The organism is Streptomyces sp. Ru72, assembly GCF_002920635.1.
GTDB lineage: Bacteria > Actinomycetota > Actinomycetes > Streptomycetales > Streptomycetaceae > Streptomyces.
This window is the reverse complement of the sequence record NZ_PQSR01000142.1, coordinates 1-15,342: the sequence shown is the minus strand read 5'-3', so window position 1 is coordinate 15,342 and position 15,342 is coordinate 1. Positions and strand designations below refer to the sequence as shown.

Below are 15,342 nucleotides of genomic sequence, written 5' to 3'. Positions count from 1 at the left end.
CCGGCAACGGACTCGCCCCCGGCGTGGGGCTCGGCCCGGTGATCGACCACAACGCCGTGACCAGACTCGCCGGCCTGGTCCAGGACGCGACCCGCCGGGGCGCACACCTGGTCACCGGCGGCTCGGCTCCCAGCCACCCCGGCTCGTTCTTCGAGGCGACGCTCCTGGACCACGTACCGGCTGACGCCGACCTCGCCCGCAGCGAGATCTTCGGGCCCATCGCCGCCATCCAGCGCTTCTCCCACCAGGACGAGGCCATAGCACGCGCCAACGACACCGAGTTCGGCCTGGCAGGCTATGTCTTCACCGAGAACCTCGACCGCGCCTTCAACGTCGCGGACCAACTGGCCACCGGCCTGGTCGGCATCAACCAGGGCGTCCCCTCGAACGCGGCCGCACCCTTCGGCGGAGTCAAGCAGTCCGGCCTCGGACGCGAGGGCAGCAGCGAAGGACTCGAGGAGTACCAGGAGATCCGCTACTACAACCTCGCCCTGCGCCCCACCACTTGACCCGCGTGGAGCCGACACCTCTCGAGGTGGGGTCTCGGCTCCCGTATCGACCTCCAGGGCGGCGAGCCGCGCGGAGTGCTGCTCGCCGTCCACTGGGGGACCTTCGACCTCGCCGCCACCCATGGAAGAACCGGGGGAGCGGACCTTGACGGCAGCCGGTGCGGTCGGACAGGCAGTCGCCGTTCCTGTCCAGGACGGCTGAGCCACGAGCGGCCCCGGCCGTCCGCGAACGTCCGGCTCGTGTCGCTCCCACCTCCGGCGGGAAGACGGGGACTGCGCGCGCCGGCCGACGCACCCGGTCGGCGGTCGGCTGCGCCGGTGCTGTGACGACGTTCAGCGGAGGGCCAGGGCCGTAACCTCCTGACCGATCCGATCCGATCCGATCCGATCCGCTCAGATCTGATGCGATCCCATTCGATCGGCGACCGCGTGCTCCGGCACGAGCGATCCCCGTGTCGGAGGAGAAGCTCGTGCCGATGGCCGGAGCACCCCTTTCATCCGGCGCCGAGGCCGGCCGCCGGGCCGGTGAAGCGCTCCGGTCGGGCGAGGTCCCAGAGCTCGATTCGTCCGCCTGCCGCAGCCGTGTCGCCGTCCAGCCGCAGTGTGACGACATCGGAGACCCGCAGGTCGGACCATGTCCCCGCCACGCCGCCGCGGAAGACCTCGACGATGCCCGCGTCCCAGAACAGCCGCAGCGGCCCGTCGAGTCCGGCGAACGCCGCCAGGTCGACGGTCATCTCGGTTCCGGTCAGGGAACGGAGGGCGACCGCCCGCGCTCCGTCCGCCGCTGCCGCGTCGAGCACCAGCTCCCCGGCGGTCCTGCCTCCGTCCAGGCGTACCGTACCGGCCACCGGTACGGGGATGGGAGCCCGCCGCAGCCGTGTCAGTTCCGCCGCGGGCTCGCAGTACAGGCGTCCCTCCCGTACCGAGAGTTCGCGTGGCAGGCTCATGAAGCCCACCGCTTGGCCACTGCGGCCGGCCGGGTCCTGGTGGGTGCGGATCCAGCCGAACTGGATCCGTCGGCCGTCCGCGGTCCAGTACGACTGAGGCGCATAGAAACGGTCGCCGACATCCGCGACGCCGGTTTCGCGCACCTCGAAACCGGCCTTTGACGCAGTCCCGGTCATCCACCACACGGCAGGCCCCTCCTCGCCGTCCTCGTGGATGACCGAGACCAGCAGTGCCCCCGTGTCCTCCACGGCGAAGTAGTCGGGGCATTCCCACACCGCGCCCGGCACCTTCGACGCGGCCCGGTCCACGAAGACGCCGTCGTAGTCCCACGCCCGCAGGTCGGCCGAGGAAAGCGCGAACACCGAGCCGCCATGGTCGCGGCGCGCGCCCGCGACGAGCTGACGCCATCGGCCGTCCTCGCGCCACACGCTGTGGTCACGGAATTCGGTGATGTCGGCGGCGGGCGGGGCTGACAGGAGGGGGTTGGCCGGGTCCTTGACGAAGCTCGACAGTCCGTCGTCGGCGGCGCGCGCGAGGCAGGGGAGCTGGGCGTCGCCGAGCACGCCGGTGTAGAGGATCGACACACCACCGTCGTGTTCCACCGCGCAGCCCGAGAAACAGGCGGTCGCGTCGTACGGCGCGGATCCGGCCGGGCCGGGGAAGAGCGCCACCTCGTGCTCGGTCCAGGTGAGCAGGTCGGGGGAGCTGGCATGACCCCAGTGCTGGTTGGTGAACTCGGTGCCTTCCGGGTTGTACTGGTAGAAGAGGTGGTGCAGCCCCTGCCAGTGGACGAGCCCGTTGGGGTCGTTCATCCAGCCCTTCGCGGGCGCATAGTGGAGCCATGCGGGCATGTCGAATATTCCTCTCACTGCGTATGAAATGCACCCGAAGCTGCAAGCGCTGACGGGTGTGGGAACCGGTGCTCAGGACCGGAGACGTCTCGTACGCTTGCGGCGTGTCAACCCATGAAGATCACCGACCGAGGGCGAGAAGGCCTCGCCGTGCCGATGTCGCGCGTCTGGCCGGCGTGTCGCCCGCGACCGTCTCGTTCGTGCTCAACCGGACAGCCGGGCAGACGATCAGCGACGAGACCCGGCAGCGGGTCCTGCAGGCGGTCGCCGAACTGGACTACCGTCCCAACCGGGCCGCCCAGGGACTGCGCCAAGGGCGCAGTGCGACCATCGGTTTCGTCAGCCACGACGTCGACTTCGGCGTGTTCGCCGCCTCCGCGATCAAGGGAGCGCACGAGGCGTCCCTCCGCCACGGCAATCTGCTGCTCCTGGTCAACACCGGTGCCTCGAACCGGCAGGCGGCACAACTGGTCGCCGACCTGCTGGACCGGCAGGTCGACGCTCTGATCTTCGCGGCGGTCGGCACCAAGTCGGTGGTGCTCCCGGACGACGCCCGGCGGGTCCCCACGATTCTGCTGAACTGCTTCGTCCCGGACGACCCCGTTCCGTCGATCCTGCCCGACGAGGTGCGCGGAGGCCGGGAGGCCACTCAGGCGCTGCTCGACCTCGGGCACCGGGACATCGCCTACCTCACCGGCACCGTGAGCGCCTGGGCCACCAAGTCCCGGCTGCGCGGCTTCCGTCAGGCGCTGCGCGGGGCGGGACTCGACCCGCGGAACCACACGGTGATGGCCGGCAACTACCACGCGGACTCCGGCTACGAGCTGGCCCGGAAGCTGCTGCGACGTGGTCCCCGGCCGACCGCGATCATGTGCGGCAACGACCGGATGGCCGTCGGCGCGATCCTGGCCCTGCTGGAGGCGGGGATCCGGGTGCCCGAGGACGTCTCGGTGATGGGGTACGACGACCAGTTCCAGCTCGCGGCGGAGATCCACCCGGCGCTGAGCACCGTACGGCTGCCGTACGACGTGATGGGCCGGCTGGCCGCCGAGCAGCTGGCCGCCGGGGAGCCCGCCGTGGGGAACGGGCGCACCCTCGTGCACTGCCCGCTTGTGCTGCGGGACTCCACAGCGGCCCCGGTCGGCGGGCTCGCCCGGGCCTGAGTCGGGCCGGCCCCGCTGATACGTGCGGACATCCACCGATAACTCCCTTGTAACAAGTTCTTGACGCGAGAAACGGGGGGCGGCTAGCTTTCGGGCCACTAACCCGAATTAGTAACCCGCCGCGGTGGCCTGGTGCAAGACCCGCCCCGGCAGGCGAGGTCACCTCAGGTGCGCGACGGCGGCTGCCCCGCCGTGCGGTCACCGACCAAGGAGGAACGCATGTCCAGGCGGAAGCTTGTTCTCGGCGTGAGCGCGCTCAGTGCGCTCGCACTGCTCGCCACCGGTTGCTCGTCCGGCTCCGGCAGCGGTGCGAGCGACACGAAGACCATCACCATCTGGACGAGCATGGACCAGCCGGTCATCGACGGTCTCAAGGCCCAGCTCGACCCCCGCGCCAAGGCGCAGGGGATCACGGTCCAGTGGCGCAAGGTCGACAACCTCAACCAGATCATCGTGCAGAAGGTGCAGGCCGACGACGCCCCCGACATCGCCCTGATGCCGCAGCCGGGCATCATCAAGGACCTCGCGGCCAAGGGCAAGATCACTCCGCTGGACGACGTCCTCGATCTGCCGGCACTCCAGAAGAGCATGACGGCGGGCACCTTGGACGTCGCCAAGGTGAACGGCAAGACCTACGGCCTGATGGTCAGCATGAACGTCAAGGGCCTGGTCTTCTACCCGAAGAAGGCGTTCGAGGCGGCGGGTTACACGGCCCCGAAGACCCTCGACGAGCTGAACGCCCTCACGGAGAAGATCAAGGCCGACGGCAAGACGCCCTGGTGCCTGGGCATCGAGTCCGGCACGGCGACGGGCTGGCCCGCCACCGACTGGTTCGAGAACCTGATCCTCAAGTACGGCGGCGTCGCCAAGTACAACGACTGGATCTCACACAAGATCAAGTTCGACTCGCCGCTGGTCCGCCAGGCCGCCGCCCAGTTCCAGAAGATCGCCTTCACCGACGGCAACGTGCTCGGCGGCCGGAAGTCGATCGCCAGCAACGCCTTCGGCACCGCGGGCAACCCGATGTTCAACAGCAAGCCCGGCTGCTACATGTACCAGCAGGGCAGCTTCATCACCGGCTTCTTCCCCAAGTCCGTCCAGCAGAACCTGGACTCCGAGGTCGGCGTCTTCGGCCTGCCCCCGGCCACGGCGGGCGGCGAGAACCCCGTCGAGGGCGGCGGCGACACCGCCTCCATCTACAAGGACAGCCCGTCCGCCCGCAAGGTCATGAAGCTGCTCGCGGCCACCGACCTCGGCACCACCGCCGCGAAGAACGGCTCCTCCTTCATCTCCCCGCACAAGGACTTCCCGCTCGCCAACTACCCGCTGAAGACGACGCAGTCGATCGCCAAGGTCGCCTACGACTCCACCGGGTTCGCCTTCGACGGGTCCGACGCGATGCCGTCCGCGGTCGGCTCCGGAACGTTCTGGAAGGACATGACGGCCTGGATCTCCGGCCAGGAGTCGCTGGACACCGCACTGAAGAACATAGACGCCAGCTGGCCCGCCGGCTGACCACCACGCGGAACGGCCGCCGGGGGCGGGTGAGTCGTACTCCCGCCCGCCCCGGCGCCACCGAACCGACCCGACAACGACTCACGTTCGAGGAAAGGGACCGCCGTGGTCAGCCAAGTGCTCTCGACGATCCTCACGGTACTGGCGGGCATCGCCGCCGCCCTGGTCGTCTACTGGGCCCTCAACAAGCTCGCCGAGGCCCTGCCGGGCCGCTGGGAGAACCGGATCAAGCCCTATTTCTACGTCGCGCCGGCGGTCGCGGCGATCGGGGTGTACCTGGTCTACCCGACCGTCATCACCGTCATCAACAGCTTCAAGAGCAGCGACGGCTCACGCTTCGTCGGCCTGGACAACTTCGGCAAGCTCCTCGGGACGCCGGCCTTCCGGCAGACCCTGTTCAACACCCTGCTGTGGATCGCCGTCGTTCCCGCCGCCTGCATCGTGGTGGGCCTGCTCGTCGCCACCCTCGCCGACCGGCTGACACCCAGGGCCGAGAAGGCGGCCAAGACCGTCGTCTTCATGCCCATGGCCATCAGCGCCGTGGGCTCCGCCACGGTGTGGCGCTTCATGTACGCCGCCCAGCCCGCGGGCCAGCCGCAGACCGGCCTGCTCAACGGCATCGTCACCGCCTTCGGTCACGATCCGATCCCCTGGCTGCAGCAGAGCACCCTGCACGCCAACAGCCTGCTGCTCATGGTCATGCTGCTGTGGGGGCAGACCGGCTTCTCCATGGTGCTGCTGTCGGCGGCCATCAAGGGGGTCCCCGCGGAGACCCTCGAAGCGGCCCGCCTGGACGGCGCCGGCGAACTGCGCATCTTCTGGCGCATCATCATCCCGCAGATCCGCGGGACGGTCATCACGGTCTTCGTGACCATCCTCATCACCGTCATGAAGATCTTCGACGTGATCTACGTGATGACCAACGGGGCCTTCAACACCAACGTCGTCGGCCTGGAGTTCTTCAACCAGCTCTACACCAACTACAACTACGGCTACGCGTCGGCGATCGTCGTCATGCTGCTCATCGCCATCGTGCCGATCATGATCTACCAGATTCGCCACTTCAAGGCGGAGGAGTCGGCATGACCACCCAGACGACCCCGACGATCACACCGGCGGCCCCGCGCCGCGGCCGCCCGCTCCGGCGAGGCGCCCAGACACCCTCCGGCAGGAGCGGCAGGCGCAGTCCGCTCCCGGTCAGGCTGAGCGTGCTGTTCGTGTGCGCCCTGTGGATCGTGCCCACCCTCGGGGTGGTCGTCACGTCGTTCCGCACCGTCGACGCCGCGAACTCCAGCGGCTGGTGGACGCTGTTCGCCCATCCCGGCGGACTGTCCGACCTGACCACCGGCAACTACGCCAAGGCCATCGAGCAGGGCGATCTCGGGTCGGCCTTCTTCAACAGTCTGGCCATCACGCTCCCGGCGGTGTTCCTGCCGATCCTCATCGCCGCGTTCGCCGCCTACGCCTTCACGTTCATGACGTTCAAGGGACGCGACGTCCTCTTCATCGTCATCGTGAGTCTGCTCGTCGTCCCGAACTACGTCGCCTTCGTCCCCATCATCAAGCTCTACGCCTCCGTCCACCTCAACGGCACCTTCCCGGCCGCCTGGCTCGCCCACATCGGCTTCGGCATGTCGCTGGCCGTCTACATCCTGCGCAACTACATGGCGACCCTGCCCAAGGACGTCGTCGAGTCCGCCAAGATCGACGGCGCGAGCCACTTCCAGACCTTCTACCGGCTCATCCTGCCGATGTCCGCTCCCGCACTCGCGTCCTTCGCGATCTTCCAGTTCCTCTGGGTCTGGAACGACCTGCTCGTCGCCCTGATCTTCGTGGGCCCGGGCGACAAGCAGCCGATCACCATCGCGACCAACGGCCTGCTGGGACAGCAGGGCACGGGCTGGGAGCTCGTCACGGCCGGCGGCCTGTTCTCCATGCTCGTCCCGATCCTGGTCTTCCTGACCCTGCAGCGGTACTTCGTCCGCGGCCTCACCAGCGGAGCCGTCAAGGGCTGAGACGAGCCGCGACTCCCGGCACCGTACGGAGGGCCCCGGGAGCCACGCATGACGCTGAACGCAGTCCTCCACCCCCGACGACGTACTCCGCACAGTCAGGAACCCGACAAGGTGAGCAACCCGAGCGACGGGTCGTGGCGCTCCGCCGTGATCTACCAGGTCTACATCCGCAGCTTCGCCGACGGTGACGGCGACGGAGTCGGCGACATCGCCGGACTCCGCTCCCGCCTGCCCTACCTGTCCGATCTCGGTGTCGACGCGATCTGGATCAACCCCTGGTACCCGTCCCCGCTGGCCGACGGCGGCTACGACGTGGCCGACTACCGCGACATCCACCCCGCCTTCGGCACGCTCGACGATGCGAAGCGGCTGATCGCCGAGGCCCACGACCTGGGCCTGCGCGTCATCCTGGACACCGTGCCCAACCACACCTCGGACCAGCATGTCTGGTTCCAGCAGGCACTGGCCGCGGCACCGGGCTCGCCCGAGCGGGAGCGCTACGTCTTCCGTGACGGGCAGGGCGAGGACGGCTCTCTGCCCCCGAACGACTGGCACGCGGCCTTCGGCGGTCCCGCGTGGACCCGCACCCCGGACGGTCAGTGGTACCTGCACCTGTTCGCCCCCGAACAGCCCGACCTCAACTGGGACAACCCGGAGGTCCACGCCGAGTTCGAATCGATTCTGCGCTTCTGGTTCGACCTCGGCGTCGACGGCTTCCGCATCGACGTCGCCCACGGCATGGTCAAGGACCCCGCTCTGCCCGACCTCGGCCTTCCGGAGTTCCGCGTCCTGGCCGAGGAGGGACAGGACCACCCGCACTGGGACCGCGACGGAATCCACGACATCTTCCGCAGCTGGCGCGCCATCGCCGACAGCTACGCCGACCGCCGGATCTTCGTTGCGGAGGCTCACGTCCGCCCCGGCCGCCTCGCCGACTACCTCCGCCCCGACGAACTCCACACGGCCTTCAACTTCGACTTCCTCAAGTGCCCCCTGGAAGCGGACAGGTTGCGTGAGGTCATCGACCGCAGCATGAGCGACCTCGCCGCCGTCGGTGCCCCCGCCACCTGGGTGCTGTCCAACCATGACGAAACCCGTCACGTCACCCGCTACGGCCGCGCGTACACCGGCGTGACCGCGCCCCTGCGCAACGAGTACCAGCCCACCGACCTCGCCCTCGGCACCCGCCGCGCTCGCGCAGCCGCCCTCCTCATGCTCGCTCTCCCCGGCGGCGCGTACATCTACCAGGGCGAGGAACTGGGGCTCTACGAAGTCGAGGACCTCCCCGAAGAGGTCCTGCAGGACCCCACCTGGGAACGCTCGGGCCACACCGTCCGAGGCCGCGACGGCTGCCGGGTCCCCCTTCCCTGGAGCGGCGACACCCCGCCCTTCGGCTTCGGTCCGCCCGGATCCACCCCCTGGCTCCCGCAGCCCGAGGACTGGAAGTCGTACACCGCCGAAGCCAACCAGGCCGACCCCGCCTCCATGCTCCAGCTCTACCGGTCCGCACTGAGCCTGCGCCGCACCCACGCCGGCCTGAGCGGTGAGGAGTTCCGCTGGCTGGACGGCCCGCAGGGCACGCTCCTCTTCGAACGCGGCCACGGCCTGCTGTGCGCCGTCAACCTTTCCCACCGATCCGTCCCTCTCCCCGAGGCCTGCCGCCCCCTCATCGCATCAGGACCGCTCGACGAGGACGGGCTGCTGCCTCCCGACACCGCGGTCTGGCTGAGCCAGGACTGACGGACCGGCGATCGGCTGCCGTCACGGCGGGCATCGCCGCCGCCGAGCGGCGGTCCGGGGAGTCGATCGCCGCCGGATCGGCCGCAGGTCAGCCCGCAGCGAGCCGGGCGGTCAGCCGCTCCTTCGCGGCAGGCCACTCGTCTCTGAGCATCGCGTAGTAGACGTTGTCGCGCCAACTCCCGTCAGGACGGCGTATTTCGCGTCGGAAGACGCCTTCGCGGACCGCGCCCAAGCGGGCGATGGCCTCCTGCGACCGCGTGTTGAGGTGGTCGGTCCGCCAGCACACACGGCCCATGCCCAGGTCCTCGAAGGCGTGCGTCAGCAGCAGCAGCTTGGACTCGGTGTTGACCGCGGTGTGCCAGACTGCGCGGCCGTACCAGGTCCAGCCGATTTCCAGGCGCTCGTCGCGGGCGCTGAAGAATCCGTAGGTGGTCCAGCCCACGGCGCGTCCGGTGGAGAGTTGGACGACTGCGAAGGCGACGCGTGTACCGGCATCACAGTCGGCCAGCAGTTCATCCAGAAGAGAGCGCATCTCGTCCTCTGTGCGCGGAGTGCGCACCGGGAGCCATCGCCAGACCTCCTCGTCTCCTCCGCCCGCTGCGAACAGGTCCGGAAGATGCGCGGGCATCAGCGGCTCCAAGCGGACGTGGCGGCCCAGGAGAGTGACAGGGACAGGAATTGCGGCGACGGAAGAGTTCAGCGGATGCACGGCTGTGATCCTGCCGGTCCCGGAACGTCTGCGACTACAGCCGAAGCCAACAGAGGATCGACCGGCGGTACTGGCAGGTCTCACAGGATCGGTACCGGGTCAGCGCCCTTGATCGCCGCTTCTCTGATCGCCTCAGGCCCTGTCGGAGACCGGGTCGGACCGGAACGCCCGTCGGACCTTGGCGGTGATGTCGGGCAGATCGGTCGAGCGAGTGGTGTCGACAGTGATGACGGGGCCGTAGCCGAGCGGCCGGTCGTACTGGGCCAGAAGGTCGGCTGGAAGTTCGTGCATGACGTGCACCGGATGCACGGTGGCCGCTCTGGCGGCGTAACGGCGGGCCGCCTCGGCTGGCGGACACCAGCAGTGGACCTCGACCACATCCGCAGCCAAGGCGTCCAACTGCGGGCGGGTGTCAGGGTGGCGCGGCAGGAAGTTGGCCTCCAGCACCGCCTGCGGGCAGCGTGCAGCCAAGACCCAGATCAGGCTCATGGCCGCGGCGCCCAACCGGCGTGAAGACGCGAAGCCGGCGTCTGCGTCCAACGAGTCGTGCAGGGTCTCTTTGATCTGGTCCTTGGACAGAAGAGGAAAGCCAAGCTCCTCCGCCAGCGGGAGAGCCAAGGTGCTCTTGCCGGTTCCGGGAGCCCCAGTGACGATCACGATCTGCCGAGTCATACGCCCGATCATGCCGGTCAGCCGCCGTCCCGTCATGGCGCAACGGCAGTACCGGCCCGGATGTCGAATGACAAGCTGATCACCTGAAGTCGATGGCCATCACCGGCCGGCTGGGTGAAGCCCTACCCGCGTTGCGACGAGCTCGCCGCCGCAGGCCATCATCCCCTTCTGAGGGTGACGGCCTGTGTGATGGCCGCTGCGGCCGCCAGCAGGCCCGCGGCGGCGGCGAGTAGGACGCCCGTGGACACCAGGACACCCGCCGAGTCCGAGGCGTTCTGCAGGTTGGTGAGCATGATGTTGACCGGGGAGACTCTCCTGCCCAGCAGCACGGTCAGCACGAGCACCACGGCGAGGACGAGCGCGTAGCCCTGCCGTCGGAACACCAGCCGTGAGCAGACCAGTCCGATGGCCATGCCGATGAAGGCACAGGTGAGTTGAGCCTCGGCCCCCAGCACCAGGTCGGCAAGGCCGGGTGCATGAGTCCCGAACATCAGCGGCAGCGTCAGGCCGACCGCAGTCAGCAGCAGGCACCATACGGTGGCCGTCGCGATCGTGGCGAGCAGGACGCGACCGTGGCTGCCGGAGCTCACGACGACGATCGAGCGGTCCGGCTGGTCCTCGAGACTGATCAGTGCCACGGTCAGCCATACCGAGGACGGCAACAAAGCCCCGGCCGCCGAGGCGTAGGTCGCGGCGAGCGGGCCGGTGTCGCTGCTGGTCAGCACAACCACCAAGCCGAGGAACAGCAACAGCGGCGCGAGGTAGCGCTGGGAGAGCAGCAATACCGTGAACATGTAGCGGACCAGGGCGATCACAGGGCGGCCCTCCTCGCATCCGCCCGGGGACTGCCGTCGTCCGCCGCCCCGACAAGGCCCTCCACCGACCATTGGTGCTGCAGCGCCGTCAGCAGAACTGCGTCCGAATGCTCACGCGCCACCCGCAAGACGACCGCCTTGCCACGCTGGGCGGCGTTCACCACGCCTGGTAGCACGTCCCAGTTCACCTTGACCGGAGTGACACCGATGGGCGGCACGGTCAGGACCAGCTCGACCATCGAGGCGCGACTACCGGCGGGTCGGCCGCCGCGCCGGGTGACCTGACCGTCGCTGATGGCGTAGACGCCGCCGGCGTGCGTCTCGGTGATCGCCTCGCGGTGATCGGTGAAGACGACCGCCCCGCCCCGTGCGGCCACTTCGTCGATCAACTCGGCCAGGACACCGTGGGCCGATGCGTCCAGACCGGACCAGGGTTCATCGAGGACCAGCAGATCGGGGTGGACGAGCAGGGCCTGGGCGAGCGCCACCTTCTGCGCGTTGCCCTTCGACAGCGTGCGCAGTGACGCGTCCTGCCCGCCCACAAGGGACAACCGCTCCAGCAGTTGAGCTGCTCGGGCGCGGGCGGCGGCGGTCGGCATGCCACGGATACGCCCCATGTGGGTGAGGTAGGAGATCGCCGAGATGCGGTCCTGGGGGGTGAAGCGGTCCGGCACGTAACCGATGTGCGGTGGTCCGCCCGACACGGTCCCGGAAGTGGGCCGCGACAGCCCGACGAGGATCCTCAACAAGGTCGACTTTCCCGAACCGTTGCCTCCCACCACCGCGAGGACGTCACCGGCCGAGACCTCCATGTCGACGTCGCTGAGGATCCACGGTCCCCGGCCGTAACGCTTGCCGACCGCCTCACATCGCAACAAAGCGTCTCCTTGATATGCCTTCAGCATAGAGCGCCGCGTCACCGGCATCACCGCCGACGCCGAGCACCCGCGCGCCACCGTGCACCGCACCATCGGCACGATCACGGCGGTCACACCGCACGTTGCCTATGGCCGAGCCGGCGCAGCCGCCGCAGGAGCACTGGCCACGCACCGCTCGGTCGCCGGCATCGTCGCGGAGCACAACCTCTTCGACCCGAAGAGACCGCAGAGACCCTCCAACCGGAAACACTTGCTCAGCCCCACGCCCTGCCGACGGACGCAAGGCCGTCGCGGTGATGCTGAGGAACACCCGACGGTCTGGAAGACCGATGAAGGTTCCCCCGGCCGCGAGTTCGGCGACCGCGGAGGATGTTAGCCGGACGTTAGATCTCGGCGCCGGACCTTGATGGCCTCAGCGGACGGCCGCATGCTCATGCGCATTCCCCGCGGGCGGGGATCTCTCACCCTCACCCAAGACGCCTCGACTGGAGCCGCCATGTCCTCGTCGTCCGCCGCCGTGTCCGGTTCATCGCCACAGGCCCGTGCACAACGTCGCTTCGCCCTCGTCGGCGGATCGCTGGGCAACCTCGTCGAGTGGTACGACTGGTTCGTCTACGCCAGCTTCGCGATCTACTTCGCCGACTCCTTCTTCCCGGGCGACAACCCGACCACCCAGCTGATGAACACCGCCGGGATCTTCGCGGTCGGCTTTCTGATGCGTCCGGTGGGCGGCTGGGTGCTGGGCCGGGCCGCCGACCGGCACGGCCGCAAAAGCGCGCTGACCCTCACGGTGGCCATGATGACGCTGGCCGCCCTGCTGATCGCCGTCGCACCCGGCTACGGCGAGGCGGGCTACCTCGGCGCCGTGGTGCTGCTGCTGGCGCGGCTGTTGCAGGGCCTGAGCATCGGTGGCGAATACGCGGCCAGCGCCACCTATCTGACCGAGGCCTCGGCTCCGGGGCGGCGCGGCCTGGGCTCGTCCTTCCAGTACGTGTCGATGACCTGCGGTCAGCTGCTGGGCCTGGGCGTCCTCATCACCCTGCAGCACACCCTGAGCACCGCCCAGTTGGAGAGCTGGGGCTGGCGCATCCCGTTCGTGCTGGGGGCGCTGTTCGCCGTGGTGGTGTTCTGGCTGCGGCGCCGGCTGCAGGAGACCGACGCCTTCACCGAGGAGTCGGACACCGGCCGTGACGCCACCGCCCGCGGCACGCTGGCCTCGCTGTGGCAGCACCGCCGCCAGGCGGGCCTGGTCATGGCGCTGACCCTCGGTGGGACCGTCGCCTATTACACGTACACCACCTATCTGACCAAGTACCTCATCGGCAGTGCGGGCATGGCCAAGAACACCGCCACCCTCGTGAGCTTCACCGCTCTTGCCGTCTTCGCCGTGCTGCAGCCCTTCGCCGGGATGCTGTCGGACCGTATCGGCCGCCGCCCGCTGCTGATCACCTTCGCGGTCGGCTGCACCGTCGGCACGTACCCGATCATGACGGCGCTCGGGTCGGTGTCCTCCTTCTGGGAGGCCCTCGGCCTGTCCCTGCTGGCCCTGGTCGTCGTCACCGGATACACCTCGATCAACGCGGCCGTGAAGGCGGAGCTCTTCCCGACCCGCGTGCGGGCCCTGGGCGTGGCGCTGCCGTACGCGATCGCCAACGCCCTGTTCGGAGGCACGGCGGAGTACGTGGCGCTGTGGTTTAAGGACGGCGGCCACGAGAAGATGTTCTTCTGGTACGTCTCCGGGTGTGCGCTCGTCTCCCTGATCGCCTACGTGCTGATGCCGGACACCCGCTCGGCAGCCCTCAGCCGCGCCGAGGCCGACGCCGACCAGGACCCGGCCCCGGCGCCGGTGGCCACCGGAGTCGAAGGCGTCCGCTGACTGCCCGGTGACCTGGGCCGACGGTTTCCGTAAGCTTCGGTCCAGGTCACCGCTCTCCAAGGACTTCCCCATGCACGCGCTTCTCGTCGAGGACGACGATCGCATGGCCCAGGCGCTCGTCACGGCCCTCGCTCAGCGCGGGCACAGTGTCCGCCGCGTCGGGCGAGCCCTGGACGCCCTGCGGCATGTCCGAGAGGCGCAGTTCGTCCTCCTCGACCTGGGCCTGCCCGACCTGGACGGTCTGGAGCTGCTGCGGCGGCTGCGCACCGTCTGCGACGCCCCGCTGATCGTCGTCACCGCCCGCTGCGAGGAGCGGGACATCGTCCAGGGGCTGCGCGCCGGAGCGGACGACTACGTGGTCAAGCCCTTCCGGATGGCCGAGCTGATGGCCCGGATCGACAGCGTGCGCCGCAGAACCACGTCGCCGCCCGGCCGCCCGGACAGCGACGCGGCGTCCTCCGTCCGCGCCGGAGACGTGGAGATCGACCTTGCTGGCCGCAGCGTCACCGTGGCCAGCCGGGTCGTGCGGCTCACCCGCCGCGAGTTCGACGTCCTCGCCTTCCTCGCCCGAAGGCCGGACCAGGTCCACTCCCGCGAGGAGATCCTGGACCGCATCTGGGGCGACGCCTTCCTCGCCGCGTCCCGCTCCCTGGACGTTCATGTGGCCGGCATCCGCGCCAAGACCGGCCGGGCCGGCCTCGTGCGCACCGTGCGGGGCTTCGGCTACCAGCTCGGCTCTCCCTCGGCCGACGGCGAAGGCGACAGCGGCGGATGAGACGCAGACTGCTGGCCGTTCTGATGGTGCTCATGGGAGCAGCGATGCTGCTGCTGTCCCTGCCACTGGCCGACTCCTACGCGAATGGGCGCACCGAACGACTGCTGCTCCAGCGGCGCTCCGAGGCGGTGCGGTTCGCCGATCTGGCCGACCGGGCGCGCACCCGGGCCGACCGCGTCGAATTGTCCGACGAGATCCACCGCTACGCCGAGCTGTACGGAGCCGCGGTCGTCGTGGTCGACACGACGGGGCGTACGGTCGCACGGAGCGGAACGGGACCCACCGCCTCCGCGGCCTCCGCGGCGGGGGATGCCCTGCGCCGCGCCCTGACCGGCCGCTCCACCGAACAGCTGCCCACCGTCCGGCCCTGGGGACCCGACACCGTGGTCCTGGCCGAACCGGTCGGGCAGGACGAGCGGGTCAGCGGCGCGGTACTGCTGGCGGCACCCACCGACGCGGCCCGCCGGGACGTGTCCGTGCGCTGGTCGCTGATCGCCGCCGGAGCCCTGGCCGCGTTCTCGGCCGCGGCCTTGGCAGCGGTGGCCATCGCCCGGTGGCTGATGCGGCCGGTCCGCGACCTGGACCGGGCCGTGGAATGCCTGGCCGCAGGCAGTCTCCACATCCGGGTCGTCGCCGAGAGCGGCCCCCCGGAGCTGCGTCGGCTGCGGCAGCACTTCAACGCCATGGCGGAGGCGGTGGCCGACTCCGTCGGGCGTCAGCGCGACTTCGTCGCCGATGCCTCGCACCAGCTGCGCAATCCGCTGGCGACCCTGGTGCTCCGGCTGGAGAACGTCGAGCCGCACCTCGACCCCGGTCCCGGCCGGGAGGAACACGCCCGTGCCCTGGAGGAGGCGGAACGCCTCGAGGAACTGC

General features: G+C 69.5%; 14 protein-coding genes. 9 read left to right on the top strand and 5 right to left on the bottom strand.

Annotated elements, in window-relative coordinates; genetic code table 11:
- The coding region (locus C3488_RS36315) for an aldehyde dehydrogenase family protein (RefSeq protein WP_146067882.1) at positions 1-509 on the top strand (509 nt) is incomplete at its 5' end.
- A 494-nt stretch (positions 510-1,003) separates the two neighbouring features.
- Here C3488_RS36315 and C3488_RS36310 read toward each other — a convergent pair.
- Positions 1,004-2,311, bottom strand: a complete 1,308-nt coding sequence (locus C3488_RS36310; RefSeq protein ID WP_103845134.1) for a glycoside hydrolase family 32 protein — start codon at positions 2,309-2,311, stop codon at positions 1,004-1,006.
- 56 nt (positions 2,312-2,367) lie between these two features.
- On the opposite strand from C3488_RS36310, the gene C3488_RS36305 reads away from it, so the two are divergent.
- The 5 genes from C3488_RS36305 (at position 2,368) to C3488_RS36285 (ending at position 8,744) form a co-directional block, all read left to right on the top strand.
- Complete coding sequence (locus C3488_RS36305) at positions 2,368-3,474, top strand: LacI family DNA-binding transcriptional regulator (RefSeq protein WP_103845133.1); 1,107 nt, start codon at positions 2,368-2,370, stop codon at positions 3,472-3,474.
- A 219-nt stretch (positions 3,475-3,693) separates the two neighbouring features.
- Positions 3,694-4,989, top strand: coding sequence for an ABC transporter substrate-binding protein (locus C3488_RS36300; RefSeq protein WP_103845132.1), 1,296 nt, complete (start codon positions 3,694-3,696; stop codon positions 4,987-4,989).
- Between the two features lie 105 nt (positions 4,990-5,094).
- Positions 5,095-6,075: a carbohydrate ABC transporter permease gene (locus C3488_RS36295; RefSeq protein ID WP_103845131.1), complete on the top strand. Its 981-nt coding sequence runs from the start codon at positions 5,095-5,097 to the stop codon at positions 6,073-6,075.
- On the top strand, positions 6,072-7,004 hold the full coding sequence (locus tag C3488_RS36290; RefSeq protein ID WP_258053864.1) for a carbohydrate ABC transporter permease: 933 nt from the start codon (positions 6,072-6,074) through the stop codon (positions 7,002-7,004). Before C3488_RS36295 ends, C3488_RS36290 begins: the two co-directional genes overlap by 4 nt.
- A gap of 48 nt (positions 7,005-7,052) precedes the next feature.
- A complete protein-coding gene (locus tag C3488_RS36285; RefSeq protein WP_103845130.1) occupies positions 7,053-8,744 on the top strand; it encodes a glycoside hydrolase family 13 protein in 1,692 nt (563 codons plus the stop codon).
- An 88-nt stretch (positions 8,745-8,832) separates the two neighbouring features.
- On the opposite strand, the gene C3488_RS36280 is transcribed toward C3488_RS36285, so the two are convergent.
- The 4 genes from C3488_RS36280 to C3488_RS36265 all read right to left on the bottom strand — a co-directional run bounded on the left by C3488_RS36280 (position 8,833) and on the right by C3488_RS36265 (position 11,815).
- Positions 8,833-9,444: a GNAT family N-acetyltransferase gene (locus tag C3488_RS36280; protein ID WP_258053866.1), complete on the bottom strand. Its 612-nt coding sequence runs from the start codon at positions 9,442-9,444 to the stop codon at positions 8,833-8,835.
- A 141-nt stretch (positions 9,445-9,585) separates the two neighbouring features.
- Positions 9,586-10,125: an AAA family ATPase gene (locus tag C3488_RS36275; RefSeq protein WP_219822366.1), complete on the bottom strand. Its 540-nt coding sequence runs from the start codon at positions 10,123-10,125 to the stop codon at positions 9,586-9,588.
- Between the two features lie 158 nt (positions 10,126-10,283).
- On the bottom strand, positions 10,284-10,940 hold the full coding sequence (locus tag C3488_RS36270; protein ID WP_103845127.1) for a hypothetical protein: 657 nt from the start codon (positions 10,938-10,940) through the stop codon (positions 10,284-10,286).
- Positions 10,937-11,815 carry an ATP-binding cassette domain-containing protein gene (locus tag C3488_RS36265; protein WP_103845135.1) on the bottom strand — a complete coding sequence of 293 codons (879 nt, stop codon included), beginning with the start codon at positions 11,813-11,815 and terminating at the stop codon, positions 10,937-10,939. The genes C3488_RS36270 and C3488_RS36265 overlap by 4 nt, the downstream gene beginning before the upstream one ends.
- Positions 11,816-12,314: 499 nt before the next feature.
- Here C3488_RS36265 and C3488_RS36260 point away from each other — a divergent pair, with 499 nt between their 5' ends.
- The 3 genes from C3488_RS36260 to C3488_RS36250 form a co-directional block, all read left to right on the top strand.
- Positions 12,315-13,694, top strand: coding sequence for an MFS transporter (locus C3488_RS36260; protein WP_103845126.1), 1,380 nt, complete (start codon positions 12,315-12,317; stop codon positions 13,692-13,694).
- 70 nt (positions 13,695-13,764) lie between these two features.
- Entirely contained in the window at positions 13,765-14,469 is a 705-nt protein-coding gene (locus C3488_RS36255) for a response regulator transcription factor (protein ID WP_103845125.1), read from the top strand.
- Positions 14,466-15,342 (top strand): HAMP domain-containing protein (locus C3488_RS36250; protein ID WP_146067999.1); only part of this gene is annotated, 877 nt, incomplete at its 3' end. The genes C3488_RS36255 and C3488_RS36250, both read left to right, overlap by 4 nt.